Source organism: Micromonospora humida, assembly GCF_016901255.1.
In the GTDB taxonomy this organism is placed as follows: Bacteria; Actinomycetota; Actinomycetes; order Mycobacteriales; family Micromonosporaceae; genus Micromonospora; species Micromonospora wenchangensis.
This window is the reverse complement of sequence record NZ_JAFEUC010000012.1, coordinates 214,908-228,085: the sequence shown is the minus strand read 5'-3', so window position 1 is coordinate 228,085 and position 13,178 is coordinate 214,908. Positions and strand designations below refer to the sequence as shown.

The 13,178-nt window shown below is 74.4% G+C and carries 13 protein-coding genes and 2 pseudogenes; 5 read left to right on the top strand and 10 right to left on the bottom strand.

The window, feature by feature from the left end:
• The first annotated feature begins 17 nt into the window (after positions 1-17).
• The 4 genes from hppD to hisC are packed head-to-tail and all read left to right on the top strand — an operon-like array spanning position 18 to position 4,213.
• Positions 18-1,223: a 4-hydroxyphenylpyruvate dioxygenase gene (hppD, locus tag JQX11_RS23515; protein WP_204927128.1), complete on the top strand. Its 1,206-nt coding sequence runs from the start codon at positions 18-20 to the stop codon at positions 1,221-1,223.
• A gap of 11 nt (positions 1,224-1,234) precedes the next feature.
• On the top strand, positions 1,235-1,972 hold the full coding sequence (locus JQX11_RS23510) for an RDD family protein (protein WP_204927127.1): 738 nt from the start codon (positions 1,235-1,237) through the stop codon (positions 1,970-1,972).
• A 40-nt stretch (positions 1,973-2,012) separates the two neighbouring features.
• Complete coding sequence (locus tag JQX11_RS23505) at positions 2,013-3,113, top strand: RDD family protein (protein ID WP_204927126.1); 1,101 nt, start codon at positions 2,013-2,015, stop codon at positions 3,111-3,113.
• Positions 3,110-4,213 carry a histidinol-phosphate transaminase gene (gene hisC, locus JQX11_RS23500; RefSeq protein ID WP_204927125.1) on the top strand — a complete coding sequence of 368 codons (1,104 nt, stop codon included), beginning with the start codon at positions 3,110-3,112 and terminating at the stop codon, positions 4,211-4,213. Before JQX11_RS23505 ends, hisC begins: the two co-directional genes overlap by 4 nt.
• A 47-nt stretch (positions 4,214-4,260) precedes the next feature.
• On the opposite strand, the gene JQX11_RS23495 is transcribed toward hisC, so the two are convergent.
• The 5 genes from JQX11_RS23495 to JQX11_RS23475 all read right to left on the bottom strand — a co-directional run bounded on the left by JQX11_RS23495 (position 4,261) and on the right by JQX11_RS23475 (position 8,620).
• The gene (locus JQX11_RS23495; RefSeq protein WP_204927124.1) at positions 4,261-5,508 is read right to left on the bottom strand and encodes an outer membrane protein assembly factor BamB family protein; all 1,248 of its coding nucleotides are present in this window, start codon (positions 5,506-5,508) and stop codon (positions 4,261-4,263) included.
• A gap of 111 nt (positions 5,509-5,619) precedes the next feature.
• On the bottom strand, positions 5,620-6,102 hold the full coding sequence (locus JQX11_RS23490; protein WP_204927123.1) for an SRPBCC family protein: 483 nt from the start codon (positions 6,100-6,102) through the stop codon (positions 5,620-5,622).
• 109 nt (positions 6,103-6,211) lie between these two features.
• Positions 6,212-6,421: a DUF397 domain-containing protein gene (locus JQX11_RS23485; RefSeq protein ID WP_088643247.1), complete on the bottom strand. Its 210-nt coding sequence runs from the start codon at positions 6,419-6,421 to the stop codon at positions 6,212-6,214.
• 154 nt (positions 6,422-6,575) lie between these two features.
• Positions 6,576-7,772 carry a fumarylacetoacetase gene (gene fahA / locus JQX11_RS23480; protein ID WP_204927122.1) on the bottom strand — a complete coding sequence of 399 codons (1,197 nt, stop codon included), beginning with the start codon at positions 7,770-7,772 and terminating at the stop codon, positions 6,576-6,578.
• Entirely contained in the window at positions 7,769-8,620 is an 852-nt protein-coding gene (locus tag JQX11_RS23475; protein ID WP_204927121.1) for a hypothetical protein, read from the bottom strand. The genes fahA and JQX11_RS23475 overlap by 4 nt, the downstream gene beginning before the upstream one ends.
• Positions 8,621-8,715: 95 nt before the next feature.
• On the opposite strand from JQX11_RS23475, the gene JQX11_RS23470 reads away from it, so the two are divergent.
• Positions 8,716-9,897: a homogentisate 1,2-dioxygenase gene (locus tag JQX11_RS23470; protein WP_204927120.1), complete on the top strand. Its 1,182-nt coding sequence runs from the start codon at positions 8,716-8,718 to the stop codon at positions 9,895-9,897.
• Between the two features lie 93 nt (positions 9,898-9,990).
• Here the strand turns inward: JQX11_RS23470 and JQX11_RS33635 are convergent.
• The 5 genes and pseudogenes from JQX11_RS33635 to JQX11_RS23450 all read right to left on the bottom strand — a co-directional run.
• Positions 9,991-10,773 (bottom strand): annotated as a pseudogene (locus JQX11_RS33635) (tetratricopeptide repeat protein); the annotation flags it as partial.
• A 357-nt stretch (positions 10,774-11,130) separates the two neighbouring features.
• Positions 11,131-11,328, bottom strand: a pseudogene (locus JQX11_RS33630) (tetratricopeptide repeat protein); the annotation flags it as partial.
• A 7-nt stretch (positions 11,329-11,335) separates the two neighbouring features.
• Positions 11,336-11,818, bottom strand: a complete 483-nt coding sequence (gene ispF, locus JQX11_RS23460; RefSeq protein WP_088643252.1) for a 2-C-methyl-D-erythritol 2,4-cyclodiphosphate synthase — start codon at positions 11,816-11,818, stop codon at positions 11,336-11,338.
• A 16-nt stretch (positions 11,819-11,834) separates the two neighbouring features.
• On the bottom strand, positions 11,835-12,530 hold the full coding sequence (gene ispD, locus JQX11_RS23455) for a 2-C-methyl-D-erythritol 4-phosphate cytidylyltransferase (RefSeq protein ID WP_204927118.1): 696 nt from the start codon (positions 12,528-12,530) through the stop codon (positions 11,835-11,837).
• Between the two features lie 54 nt (positions 12,531-12,584).
• Positions 12,585-13,070: a CarD family transcriptional regulator gene (locus JQX11_RS23450; RefSeq protein WP_007073334.1), complete on the bottom strand. Its 486-nt coding sequence runs from the start codon at positions 13,068-13,070 to the stop codon at positions 12,585-12,587.
• Positions 13,071-13,178: the final 108 nt, after the last annotated feature.

The following is a 13,178-nucleotide window of genomic DNA, read 5'->3' as shown; positions in this document are numbered from 1 at the left end:
AACCGAGGGAGGCCACCGTGACCCAGGCGATCGACCGACCCCAGTCGACCGAGGACATCGACGTCGACACGCTCGTCGGCGCAGTCGACCACGACATCACCCGTGACCCGTTCCCGGTCAAGGGCCTCGACCACGTGCACTTCCTGGTGGGCAACGCCAAGCAGGCCGCGCACTACTACTCCACCGCGTTCGGCATGACCTGCGTGGCCTACCGGGGGCCGGAGCAGGGTTACCGCGACCACGCCGAGTACGTGCTGACCAGCGGCTCGGCCCGGTTCGTGCTGACCGGCGCGGTCCGCCCCGACGCGGCCGGCGCCGAGCACGTCGCGAAGCACTCCGACGGAGTCGACGACATCGCGCTTGAGGTGCCGGACGTCGACGCCGCGTACGCGCACGCGCTGGCCCAGGGCGCGACCGGCCTCATCGAGCCGCATGACGTGAGCGACGCGTACGGCACCGTCCGGCTCGCCGCCATCGCCGCGTACGGCGACACCCGGCACAGTCTGGTCGACAGGTCCCGCTACACCGGCCCGTTCCTGCCCGGCTTCGTGGCCCGGGGCCCGATCGTCGACCGGCAGCCGATGATCGCCGCCGGCCTCCAGCCGAAGCGCTTCTTCCAGGCCGTCGACCACGTGGTCGGCAACGTGGAGCTGGGCCGGATGGACGAGTGGGTGGAGTTCTACAAGCGGGTGATGGGCTTCTCCAACATGGCGGAGTTCATCGGCGACGACATCGCCACCGACTACTCGGCGCTGATGAGCAAGGTCGTCGCCAGCGGCACCCGGAAGGTCAAGTTCCCGCTCAACGAGCCGGCGGTGGCCCGCAAGAAGTCGCAGATCGACGAGTACCTGGAGTTCTACCAGGGCCCCGGCGCGCAGCACATCGCGGTCGCCACCAACGACATCCTGGCCAGCGTCGACGCGATGCGGGCAGCCGGCGTCGAGTTCCTCGACACCCCGGACTCGTACTACGACGACCCCGAGCTGCGGGCCCGGATCGGCAACGTACGGGTGCCGATCGAGGAGCTGAAGTCCCGCAAGATCCTGGTCGACCGGGACGAGGACGGCTACCTGCTCCAGATCTTCACCAAGCCGGTGCAGGACCGGCCGACGGTCTTCTTCGAGCTGATCGAGCGGCACGGCTCGCTCGGTTTCGGCAAGGGCAACTTCAAGGCGCTGTTCGAAGCCATCGAGCGTGAGCAGGAAGCGCGCGGCAATTTGTAACACTGTCCCGCGTGACGCAACCTCCGAGCTACCCGACACCGCCGGCCGGTGGGCCTGGGCCCGCCGCCGGCGGCTTCGCCCCGCCCGCCGGCCCGCACCCCCAGGGGTACGCCGTGCCGCCGCAACCCGGCCCCTACGCCGACCCGCCCGGCGGGCACCCCCGACCCGGTCCCTACGCCGGGCTACCCGGATACCCGCCGCCGGCACCCGGGATGCCGCCGCCCGGCTTCCCGGGTTTCTCGCCGCGTGGCCTGCCGCTGGCCGGCTTCGGCGACCGGCTGCTCGCGGTGCTCATCGACGGGCTGGTGCTCGGGGCGGCCAGCCTGGTCTTCATCGTGCCGGCCTTCATCGTCTTCTTCACCATGGTGATGCCGGACCTGACCACCGGGTCCGACGGCCAGCCCACCGCCGACCCGTTCACCAACTTCCTGCTGCCGCTGCTGGCGCTGGAGGCCGTGATCTTCCTGGTCATGTTCGCCCTGAGCTACGTCTACCAGGTCGAGATGATGTACAAGACCGGGCAGACCATCGGCAAGCGGGCGATGAAGCTCCAGGTGGTGCCGCTCGACCCGGCCGCCACGCTGACCCGCACGGCGGCGGCCAAGCGGTGGGCCGTCTACCAGATCGGCGGGTTCGTCATTCCCGGCTTCAGTTACCTCGACGGGCTGTGGCAGCTCTGGGACAAGCCGTGGCAGCAGTGCCTCCACGACAAGTTCGCCGGCACCATCGTCGTTAAGGTTGCCGGGTGAGCGAGCAGAGCGACCGCACCGGACAGCGCAGGGCGAGACCGTGAGCGTGCAACCAGGTTGGTACGTCGACCCGGCCGAGCCGACCACCCGACGGTGGTGGGACGGCGAGGGCTGGATCGGTGCCCCGATCCCGGTCGACGCCACCCCACCCGACGGCCCGCCCCCGCCCGAGCCGGAACCCGCCGCCGAGCCGCCCGCCCCGACCTCCCCCGCCGGAGCCACCCCGGCCTCCGACCGGCACCCGTCGGCCGGGCCCGGCGCGTCGGCCGCGCCGGGCCCACCCTGGGCGGGCCAGCCCTGGACCGGGCAACCCGGCGCGGGACAACCCGGCGCGGCAGGACAGCCCTGGGTCGGACAGCCGGGAGCAGGACAACCGGGAGCAGGACAACCAGGTCCGGTGCAGCCCGGGGTGGGACAGCCCGGGACGCCGGGGCAGCCCTGGGCCGGGCAGCCGGGAGCGGGGCAGCCCGGCGGGCCGCCGCCCGGGTGGCCGTACCCGACCTGGCCGGGGCGTCCGCCGGAACCCAGGCCGCACGGCGTGCCGCTGGCCGGCTACGGTGCCCGGCTGCTCGCCCGGCTGGTCGACTTCGGGGTCGTCCTCGGGCTCAACGCGGTGGTCAACGGCTGGTTCGTCTGGCGGTACTTCGAGGAGACCGCGCCCTACCTGCGCGAGGCGGTCCGGCGGGCGATGGCCGGCGACTCCTCGCGGGAGGGTCTGCCCGCCATCGGTGAGCAGGCCGGCGGCCTCCAGATCGCCATCCTGGTCATCGCGACCGCGCTCTGGTTCGCCTACGAGGTGCCGACGATGGCGTCCGGCGGGCAGACCCTGGGCAAGCGGCTGCTGCGCATCCGGGCGGTGCCCGTCGACGCCGACCAGCCGCTCGGCTTCGGCCGGGCCACCCGGCGGTGGAGCACCATGGGCATGCCCACCCTGCTCTGGTTCTGCTGCGGCTTCGGGCTGCTGCTCCAGTTCGTCGACGCGGTCTCCGCGCTCTTCGACCACCCGCTGCGCCAGGCCCTGCACGACAAGCGGGCCCAGACGGTCGTGGTGCGGGTGCCGCGTGCCGACCACCCGGACGCCCCCACCGACGACCGTGCCACCGACCGCACCGACCCCGAGCCCCCGGGAGACACCCCATGACCGACACCGGACGCCACCAGCCCCCGCTGCGACTGACCCGCGCCGACCTGGACGCCCTGCCGAACTACGTGCCCGGCCGCAGCCCGGCCGACCTGGCCCGCGAGCTGGGCCTGGCCGAGGCGATCAAGCTGGCCAGCAACGAGGTGCCGTACGGGCCGCTGCCCGGGGTGGTCGAGGCGGTCACCGAGGCGGTCACCGGGTCGCACCGCTACCCCGACATGGGCGTGGTGGCGCTGCGCACCGCGCTCGCCGAGCGGTACGGCGTGGACCCGGACCGGATCGCCACCGGCTGCGGGTCGGTGGCGCTGGCCGAGCACCTGGTCCGGGCCACCTGCCTGCCCGGCGACGAGCTGCTCTACTCGTGGCGCTCGTTCGAGGCGTACCCGATCATCGCGGCGACCAGCGGCGCGAGCAGCGTGCGGGTGCCCAACGACGCCGGGCACGGGCACGACCTGGCGGCGATGGCCGCGGCCGTGACCGACCGGACCCGGATGGTGCTGGTCTGCAACCCCAACAACCCCACCGGCACGGCCGTACGCGGGCCGGAGCTGGACCGCTTCCTCGACGCCGTCGGCGACGACGTGCTTGTCGTCATCGACGAGGCGTACCGGGAGTTCGTCACCGACCCCCAGGTGCCCGACGGGCTGACCTACCTCGACCGGCCCAACGTGGTGGTGCTGCGCACCCTGTCCAAGGCGTGGGGCCTGGCCGGGCTGCGGATCGGCTGGCTGGTCGGCGCCCCGGAGGTCGCCGCCGCGGTCCGCAAGGTGGTCACCCCGTTCTCCACCAGCACGGCGGCGCAGGCGGGGGCGCTGGCCGCGCTCGCCCAGGCCGACGAGGTCGAACGCCGCTGCGCGCTGGTCGTGGCGGAACGGGACCGGGTCACCGCGGCGCTGCGCAAGGTCGTCCCCGACGTGCCGTCCAGCCAGGCCAACTTCGTCTGGCTGCCGCTGGGCGAGAAGGCCGTGGAGTTCGGCCGGGCCTGCGAGGCGCGCGGCGTGATCGTCCGGCCGTTCCCCGGCGACGGCGTGCGGGTCACCATCGGCACCCCGGCCGAGAACGACGCCTTCCTGGCCGTGGCGGAGGCCGCCCTGTCCTGAACCACCCGCCGGCCCCCGCCCCGGCCCACCGGCCGGGTCGGGCCGGGTCAGGTCGCGGCGAGCACCACCGGCTCGGCCATCAGGAAGTACGCCTGGTCGTCGTCGTCCGGGTCGGCGCGCTCCCGCAGCCGTTCCACCGCGACGTAGCCGTCGGCCGCGTACGCCCGGCCGGGCTTCCAGCCGATGCCGTCCCGGCCGGGGGTCATCGGGAACCGGGACCGCTGCGCGCCGGTGACCGGGTCGAGGGTGACCAGTTCCCGGCGTTCGGTCAGCACGTAGAGCCGACCGGCCTCGGTGGCGAGGATCGTCACCGGGCCCAGGTCACCGCGCTGCCAGCGGCCCTTGCCGGTGCGCGCCTCCCAGCCCTTGAGCACCCCGCCGTCGTCGCCGACGGCCAGCTCGCCGACCAGGGTGGTGCCGGCGGCGTCCAGGGCGGGGGCGGCCATCGGCGCACCCGGGCCGACCTGCCAGCCCCGGCCGCCGGAGCCGCCGTCGGTGCGCAGCCCCCGGCACTGCGAGCGGGGGGTGAGGCAGCCGACCGGGGTGACGGTGAACCGCTCGGGTGCGTCCGGGGGCCGCCAGCGGGTGCCCACCGCGCCGGTGGCGACAGCGCGGAACTCGACAGCCGTCGGGCCGGCGCAGGAGTCGACGGAGAAGACCTGCCCGGCGGCGGTGGTGCCCAGGTCGGTACGGCAGTCCCGGCCACCGTCGACCCGCCACAGCTCCCGCCCGTCGGCGAGGTCGTAGCCGCGCAGACCGTCCCGGCCGGAGACGACCAGCACCGTCCGGCTTCCGGGGGCGGGGGCGACGGAGATGCCGTGCGGGTCCCACACGGTGGCCGCCCCGGTACGCCGGGCGGGGGCCACGGCGTACGGCGTCGGCCCGTCGGCCCGCCAGGCGACCGTGCCGGTGAGCCCGTCCAGGGCCACCAGCTTCCCGTCCGACCAGCGGCTGAGCACCATCGTGCCGGCCGCCAGCACCCCGTCGAGGGTGGCCGGCCAGCGTCGGTACGACCAGAACGGGGTGACCCGGTTGCGGCTGTCGGCGGGCTGGTCGGCATAGAGCTGGCGCTCGGCGGCGTAGACCCGCAGCCGGCCCGCCACCACCAGCGGCGCGACCGGCAGCCGACCCACCACGCCGACGGCCGGGGTACCGGCGGGCGGCGGTGCGCCCCGGGCGGCCGTGACGACCTCGGCGGGGGCGAGCACCCGGTAGCCGATGCCGGCGACCGCCACGAGGGTGAGCAGCGTGGTGACCGCGACCACGAGTCGCCGCCGTCCCTTCGGGAATCCCATGCCCACCTCCGCCCGGCACCCTACCCAGACGTCCCCCCTGGGGACCGGTCAGGTCGCGTCGCGTCGCGCGAACGAAGTCGGGCCGGCGGACCGCCGGTGCCCGGACGCGGATCAGGCGGCGGTGGCCCGGCCGGTGCTGCGCACGGTGGCGGCCAGCGCGGTCAGGTCGTGCCGGATCGCGCCCTCCACCGTCCGGGCGGCCAGGCCGCCGAAGAGCAGCGCCATCACCCGCCCGTACGGGGCGGTCGGCAGCGCCCGGTGCTCGACCGTGACGGCGGTGCCGACCCGGCGACGACGGCGGACGGCGCGCAGGGTCCAGGTGATCCGGTAGTCCACCCCGATGCCCGGGGAGGCGAGCACCAGCCGGTGTGCTGGCTCGGCGATCAGGACCAGGAACTCCTCCGGCTGGTCGCCGCCGTCCGGGCGGGTACGGGTCTCCCGCCAGGCGGTGCCCGGCCCGAACGGCCCGGGGGTGAGCAGCTCGACGGAGCTGACCGTGCAGAGCCAGTCGACCCGGACGGGCAGGTCGGTCAGGAGTTCCCACACGTCGACGGCTGACGCCTCGATGACATCGGTGACCGCAACCGTCGACATGGCACCTCCCGTGTCGTCCACCGTACGGCGGGTGAGCGACCGACGGGGGGCCGTACGGTGAAATTTCCGTCACCGGCGTCCCGGGTGGGGACGCCGGCGACGGGGGCGGTCAGGGACGGAAGGTCCCCTGCCGGACGGCGTCGACGAACGCCGTCCAACCCGGTGGGCCGATGACCAGGGCCGGGCCCGACGGGTCCTTGGAGTCGCGTACCCCGACCACGGCCCGGGTGCGGACGAGGTTGTCCGCCACCTCCACACAGAGCCCCTGGTCGTTCGAGCGGCTACTGGTGCGCCACACCGCGCCGACGAGATCGTTCATGCTCGTACCTCCTCTCCACTGGGACGTGCCACGCCGACGCGCCCCGCGCCGCCGACGGGAGACGGCGGCGCGGGGCGTACGGCGGAATCCGGTGGGAGAAACGCGGCAGGAGCGTCGAACGGTCGGACAGCGGGTGCGATCGCCCGGCGTCGGCTCAGCGGGCGGGCAGGATGCGCCCGGTGACCTCGCCGAGGGCGATGGTGGAGCCGTCCGGGCCGGGCGCGGTGGCCCGCAGCGTGACGGTGTCGCCGTCGGCGAGGAAGGTGCGGGTGTCGCCGCCCACGGTGACCGGTTCGGCCCCGCCCCAGGTCAGTTCCAGGAACGAGCCCACCTGGCCACGCTCGGGGCCGGAGACGGTGCCCGAGGCGTACAGGTCTCCGGTCCGCAGGGACGCGCCGTTGACGGTGAGGTGGGCCAGCTGCTGGGCGGGGGTCCAGTACATGCCGGCGAACGGCGGCTCGGTGACCCGCTCGCCGTTCCACTCGACCGCAAGCCGCAGGTCGAGGCCCAGGTGGGGGGTCTGGCGCAGGTAGTCCTGCACCGGCGGGTCCTGCTCGGGGGCCGGCACGAACGCGTCGGCGAGGGCGTCCAGCGGGGTCACCCAGGCGGAGACGGAGGTGGCGAAGGACTTGCCGAGGAACGGCCCGAGCGGCTGGTATTCCCACGCCTGGATGTCCCGGGCCGACCAGTCGTTGACCAGCACCACCCCGAAGACGTGGTCGGCGAAGTCGCCGGTGGGCACCCGGTCGCCGAGCGCGCTCGGCACGCCGACCACGAAGCCCACCTCGGCCTCGATGTCGAGGCGTACGGACGGGCCGACGGTGGGGCCCTCGCCGGTGGCGCGCTGCCCGCTCGGCCGGACGACCGGGGTGCCGGAGACCACCACCGTGCCGGCCCGGCCGTGGTAGCCGATCGGCAGGTGCTTCCAGTTCGGCAGCAGCGGCGGCTGGCCGGGGCGGAAGATCTGCCCGACGTTGCCGGCGTGGTGCTCGGAGGAGTAGAAGTCGACGTAGTCGGCCACCTCGAACGGCAGCAGCAGCTCGACGGCGGCCAGCGGCACCAGCAGCGGCTCGACGGCACCCCGGTGCGCCGGGTCGGTGAGCAGTTCGACGATGCGCTGCCGGACCGAGGTCCACTGCGGGCGGCCGAGCGCCATGAAGTCGTTGAGGGTGGGTCGGCGCAACGCCCCGGCGGCGAGGACCAGCCCGGCCTCCTCGGCTGCCGCCAGGTCGAACACCAGGTCGGCGACGCGTACGCCGATCCGGGGTGGCCGCCCGTCGTGCCGGAACACCCCGTACGGCAGGTTGGTCACCCCGTACGCCGAGCCGTCCGCGCCCGTCACCCAGCTCATCGGTCGAATCCCCCGTTCACCAGCCCCAGCCGGATCAGATCGGTCAGTGGTTCCCGCACGCTGCACGAGCCGAACCCGATCCACAGCGGACGGTCGTCGTCCCGGGCCGCCCGGACCGGTTCGACCACCCGCAGCGGGTCGGTGTCGGCGAGCAGCGCGGCGACCGCGTCCACCTCGGCGTCGCCTGCGGCGGCGAGGGTGGCGGCCAGCACGTTGCCGAAGCCGTGGTGGGTGAAGCCGGTCTCCGGGTCGATCTGGCGCAGCGCGTGGTGCAGCCCGGCGGTCAGCTTGAACGGCAGCGCCCGGTCCCGGCAGGCGCAGATCACCGCGGCCAGCTCGACGGGGGTGGGGAAGAGTTCGGCGGCCAGCCCGCCGGTGCGGAACTTCGCGGCGACCGGTTCGCCGGCCGCACGGGCCTCGGCGAGGGTGTCCAGCGCGGCGGTGAGCCCGAAGGTCAGCGGCAGTTCGGCGTACCAGTCGAGGTCACGGTGCCCGGCGAGCACGCCGCGCAGCGCGGCCAGGCCCGGCTGGGGGTCCTGGCCGCGGCGGGCGACGGCCACCTCGACCTGCCGGACGGCGATGCCGGCGGCGGCGAGCCCGGCGAGCGCGGCGGGCACCCCGGCGACGCCGGTGTCGCCGATCAGCCCGGTCACCGTGCCCTCGGGCAGGCCGTCCGGCCCGCCGACGGCGGAGGCGGGCACCAGCAGCGGACCGACCAGGTCGGCGTACCAGGAGGTGCGGTGTTCGCGGTGTGCCGCGATCGCGTCGGGCAGCGACGCGCTGCCGGGCGGGAAGACGGCGGCGTCGTCGACGAGTCCGGCGAGGAGGCGGGGGACCTGCGTTGACACGAGACAAGAATCTACGGGACGCTGTCAAGGAACGGACAGCTACGTCCGATTATCGGACGCCACCGGCCGGATATCGGGACAATACGGGAGGCGACATGCCGTACTACCGCAGCGTCGGCGAGGTGCCCCGCAAGCGGCACACCCAGTTCCGCCAGCCCGACGGCAGCCTCTACACCGAGGAGCTGATGGGTCAGGAGGGCTTCTCCGCCGACTCGTCCCTGCTCTACCACCGGCACCCGCCGACCGCAATCGTCGCCGCCGAGGAGTTCACCCCGCCCGGCTACACCCGGCTGCCCAACCACCCGCTCAAGCCACGCCACCTGCAGACCCACAAGCTCGACGGCGCGGGGGCCGACCCGGTACTCGGCCGGCGTCAGCTGCTCGCCAACGACGACGTCCGGATCGGGTACGTGCTGGCCGACCGGCCGTCCCCGCTCTACCGCAACGCCACCGGCGACGAGTGCCTGTACGTCGAGGCCGGCACCCTGCGCCTGGAGTCCACCTTCGGCGCGCTCGACCTGGTCGCCGGCGACTACGCGGTGATCCCCACCTCGACGGTGCACCGGCTGGTGCCCACCGGCGACGCCCCGGTCCGGCTGCTCACCATCGAGGCCACCGGGCACATCGGCCCACCCAAGCGCTACCTGTCCGTACGCGGCCAGTTCCTGGAACACTCCCCCTACTGCGAGCGGGACGTCCGGGGGCCGGACGCGCCCCTGCTGGTCGACGGCACCGACGTGGAGGTGCTGGTCCGGCACCGGTCCCGGGCCACCGGCACCGCCTGGACCCGGCACGTCTACGCCCACCACCCGTTCGACGTGGTCGGCTGGGACGGCCACCAGTACCCGTGGGCGTTCTCCATCCACGACTTCGAGCCGATCACCGGCCGCCTGCACCAGCCGCCACCGGTGCACCAGACCTTCCAGGGCCCCAACTTCGTGATCTGCTCGTTCGTGCCCCGCAAGGTCGACTACCACCCGGACGCGATCCCGGTGCCGTACCACCACCACAACGTCGACTCCGACGAGATGCTCTTCTACACCGGCGGCAACTACGAGGCCCGGCGCGGCTCCGGCATCGGGCAGGGCTCGATCTCGCTGCACCCGTCCGGCTTCACCCACGGCCCGCAGCCCGGCGCGGCGGAACGCTCGATCGGCGTCGACTTCTTCGACGAACTGGCCGTCATGGTCGACACCTTCCGCCCCCTCGACCTCTGCGACGCCGCCGTCGAGTGCGAGGACCCGGGCTACGCCTGGACCTGGAACCGCCAGCCCTGACCCTCCGGGTGCCTCGATCGGTCGAGGTTCGGCGGCGGCTTCCCGGGCACGTCGGCTCGCCCAGCCGTCGTTGGTCGGAGGTGGGGCGCGAGGCTAGGAGACGCCCGCACGGGTGGCGGCGATCAGGGTCGCCGGCACCGCGAGGGCGATCGCGAGCACCAGCGGCCACGGGCTGCCCACCAGGGCGAACAGCAGGAGCAGGGCCGGCCCGGCCGGGACGGCGTACACGGCGAACGCCAACGCGCGGTCCTCGCGGCGCAGCGCCGGCAGGACCACCCGGCCCAGCTCGGGCACCCGCCGGGACAGCCGCCAGGCCAGCAGCGCGCCACCGGCCGCCGCCAGCACCGCCACCACCCGGCTCGCCCCCGCCCCGCCGGCGGCCAGGAACGCGAGCAGCAGGCTGGCGACCAGCGACCAGCCGCTGCCGATCAGGACGAGCCGACGCAGCCCGGCCCAGAGCGGCAGCTTCTCGGCCCGCGCCGGCTGCACCGGCGCCAACGCGGCCACCTGTTCCAGCGCCAGCACCCAGCGCCGCCGCTCCAACCGCAGCACCCCCGGGTCGTGCCGCGCCTCGGCCAGCTCCGGATCGAGCCGCAGCGCTTCCCGGTAGGCCCGCTCGGCCAGGTCGAACAACTCCAGCCGGCCGGCGACCAGGGCCAGCACCAGATGCGCCTGCGGCTCGTCGGGGGCCAACTCCACCCCACGCCAGGCCGCGTTCAGCGCCGGCTGGCCGTTGCGCGCCTCGGCCAGGATCGCCGCCGCGCTCCGCTGGGCGTACGCGTCACCCGGCCCGGCCGCCAGGATCCGATCGGCGGTACGCGCCGACTCGGCGTACTCCCCCAGGTCGGCGAGGGCGATGGCCCGGACGACCAGCGCGGCGGTCGGCACCCTCGCCTCCCCCGACGGGCCGGATTCGCCGGCCGGGGCGGGTGCACCGCCTGGGCCGGGAAAGGAGGGCGTCCCCGGCTGGTCGGAGCAGAGAGGCGGTGCGGGCCGGTCCGGCGACGATCCGGACGGGTCGGGCAGGGTCGGAGGGCCCGCCTGCCCCGGTGCCGCCCATGATCCGGTAGGGCCGGTCGGTGCCGGCCCACCTGACCGGTCAGCCGGGCCCGAGGGAACAGCCGGGCCTGGGGGCGCAGCCGCACCAGGCGGCGCAGCCGCGCCAGGTGGCACAGGCGGGTGCGGCGGTCCGGGGAGCGGTGGGGTGTCGGGGCGGGGTGGGGCGATCGCCGCGTCGGCGGCGGCGAGCGCCTCACCGGGGCGGCCGGCGGCGAGGTGCAGCCGGGCCAGCAGCGTCAGCGCAGCCGGGTCGGCGGGGGCCAGGGCGAGCGCGAAGCCCAGTTCCTCGGTGGCCTCGTCGTGGCGGCCCAACTCTGCCAGGAGCTGGGCCCGCTGCCGGTAACCGTCCAGCGGCGACTCGTCGTCGGTCATCGCGGCCCTACCCGGCCGACGCGTCGTAGACCAGGGCCACCGCGATGCCGGCGAGGCCCTCGCCCCGCCCGGTGAAGCCGAGGCCGTCGCTGGTGGCGGCGGTGACGGTGACCGGTGCGCCGACCGCCGCGGAGAGCACCTGCTGCGCCTCGTCGCGCCGTGGCCCGATCCGGGGCCGGTTGCCGACGACCTGCACCGAGACGTTGCCGATCGCGTACCCGGCGGCGCGGACCCGGCGGGCGGACTCGGTGAGCAGCGTGACCCCGGAGGCGGCGGCCCACTCCGGCTGGTCCACCCCGAAGTTCGCCCCGAGATCACCGAGCCCGGCGGCGGAGAGCAGCGCGTTGCAGGCGGCGTGGGCGACCACGTCGGCGTCGGAGTGCCCGGCCAGGCCGTCCTCGCCCGGCCAGTGCAGGCCGGCCAGCCAGCACGGCCGGCCGGCCGCGAAGGCGTGGATGTCGGTGCCGACGGCGACCCTGGGAACGATCATGGATCGAGGGTACGCGTCAGTGCCCGGCGGCCAGCAGGTGCTCGGCCAGGGTCAGGTCGAACGGGCGGGTGACCTTCAGCGCGTACTCCGAGCCGGGGACGCAGAACACCGGCACCCCCTGCTGCTCGACCAGGCCGGCGTCGTCGGTGAGCGGGTCACCGGCGGCGGCGTGCGCGGCGGCGAGCACCCCCCGGCGGAAACCCTGCGGGGTCTGCACGGCCCGCAGGGCCGACCTGTCGACGGTGGTGAGGACGACGCCGGCGGCGTCCACCCGCTTGATCGTGTCGCTGACGGGGAGCACCGGGATCACCGCGTCGTGCCCGGCCCGGACGGCTGCCGCCACCGCCTCGACGAGCGCGGGCGGGGTGAGCGCCCGCGCCGCGTCGTGCACCAGCACGATGTCCGGGCCGGACGGCACCGCTGCCAGCGCGTTCGCCACCGACGCCTGGCGTTCGGCACCGCCCGCCACCACCAGGACCGGGGCGACCGGGGTCAGCAACTGCCGGACGGCGTCGACCTCGGTGGCCGGCGCGGCGACGACGACGGTGTGCACCGACGGGGCGGCGGCGACCCGGCGTACCACGTGCACCAGCAGGGGTTCACCGCCGAGGAGCCGGAGCGCCTTGGGACCGCCCGGCCCGAGTCGTACGCCGGCACCGGCCGCAGGAACGAGGACCGCGACGTCACCGCGCGGATTGAGCTGCGCGGTCACGTCGCGGTCCTCGGGAATTCTTCGCTGCGGGGTGGGTACGACGATGCGGTGGGATCAGGCCTCGGTGAGGACCTTGTCGAGCAGCGTCTCCGCCTCGTCCTTGGTGCTCTTCTCAGCCAGCGCGACCTCGCCGACGAGAATGTCGCGGGCCTTGGCGAGCATGCGCTTCTCACCCGCCGACAGGCCCCGCTCCCGCTCCCGACGCCACAGGTCGCGGACGACCTCGGCGACCTTCAGCGGGTTGCCGGAGGCCAGCTTCTCCAGATTCGCCTTGTAACGCCGCGACCAGTTGGTCGGCTCCTCGGTGTGCGGTGCACGGAGCACGTCGAAGACCTTTCCCAGGCCCTCTTCGCCGACCACCTCACGCACACCCACGATCTCGGCGTTCTCGGCCGGCACCCGGACCGTCAGGTCACCCTGCGCGACCCTCAGGACGAGGTACTGCTTGGGTTCGCCCTTGATGACCCGAGTCTCGATTGCCTCGATGAGTGCGGCCCCGTGGTGGGGGTAAACAACGGTCTCGCCGACGCTGAAAACCATAGGTTCGAAACCCCTTTCGCTGTGTCTAGGGTAACACGCTCAGGCACCAATGTCCCGCTGCCGTCCTGACCGTTGGCGCAGCTCAGGGGCCCTGTGAGAGGCGTTGCT

Excerpts from the sequence above, each read along its gene's own strand:
- JQX11_RS23485 (WP_088643247.1), bottom strand. The coding sequence starts at position 6,421 with ATGAACGATCTCGTCGGCGCGGTGTGGCGCACCAGTAGCCGCTCGAAC.
- JQX11_RS23495 (WP_204927124.1), bottom strand. The coding sequence starts at position 5,508 with ATGGGATTCCCGAAGGGACGGCGGCGACTCGTGGTCGCGGTCACCACG.
- fahA (WP_204927122.1), bottom strand. The coding sequence starts at position 7,772 with ATGAGCTGGGTGACGGGCGCGGACGGCTCGGCGTACGGGGTGACCAAC.
- JQX11_RS23450 (WP_007073334.1), bottom strand. The coding sequence starts at position 13,070 with ATGGTTTTCAGCGTCGGCGAGACCGTTGTTTACCCCCACCACGGGGCC.
- JQX11_RS23490 (WP_204927123.1), bottom strand. The coding sequence starts at position 6,102 with ATGTCGACGGTTGCGGTCACCGATGTCATCGAGGCGTCAGCCGTCGAC.
- JQX11_RS23470 (WP_204927120.1), top strand. The coding sequence starts at position 8,716 with ATGCCGTACTACCGCAGCGTCGGCGAGGTGCCCCGCAAGCGGCACACC.
- hisC (WP_204927125.1), top strand. The coding sequence starts at position 3,110 with ATGACCGACACCGGACGCCACCAGCCCCCGCTGCGACTGACCCGCGCC.
- ispF (WP_088643252.1), bottom strand. The coding sequence starts at position 11,818 with ATGATCGTTCCCAGGGTCGCCGTCGGCACCGACATCCACGCCTTCGCG.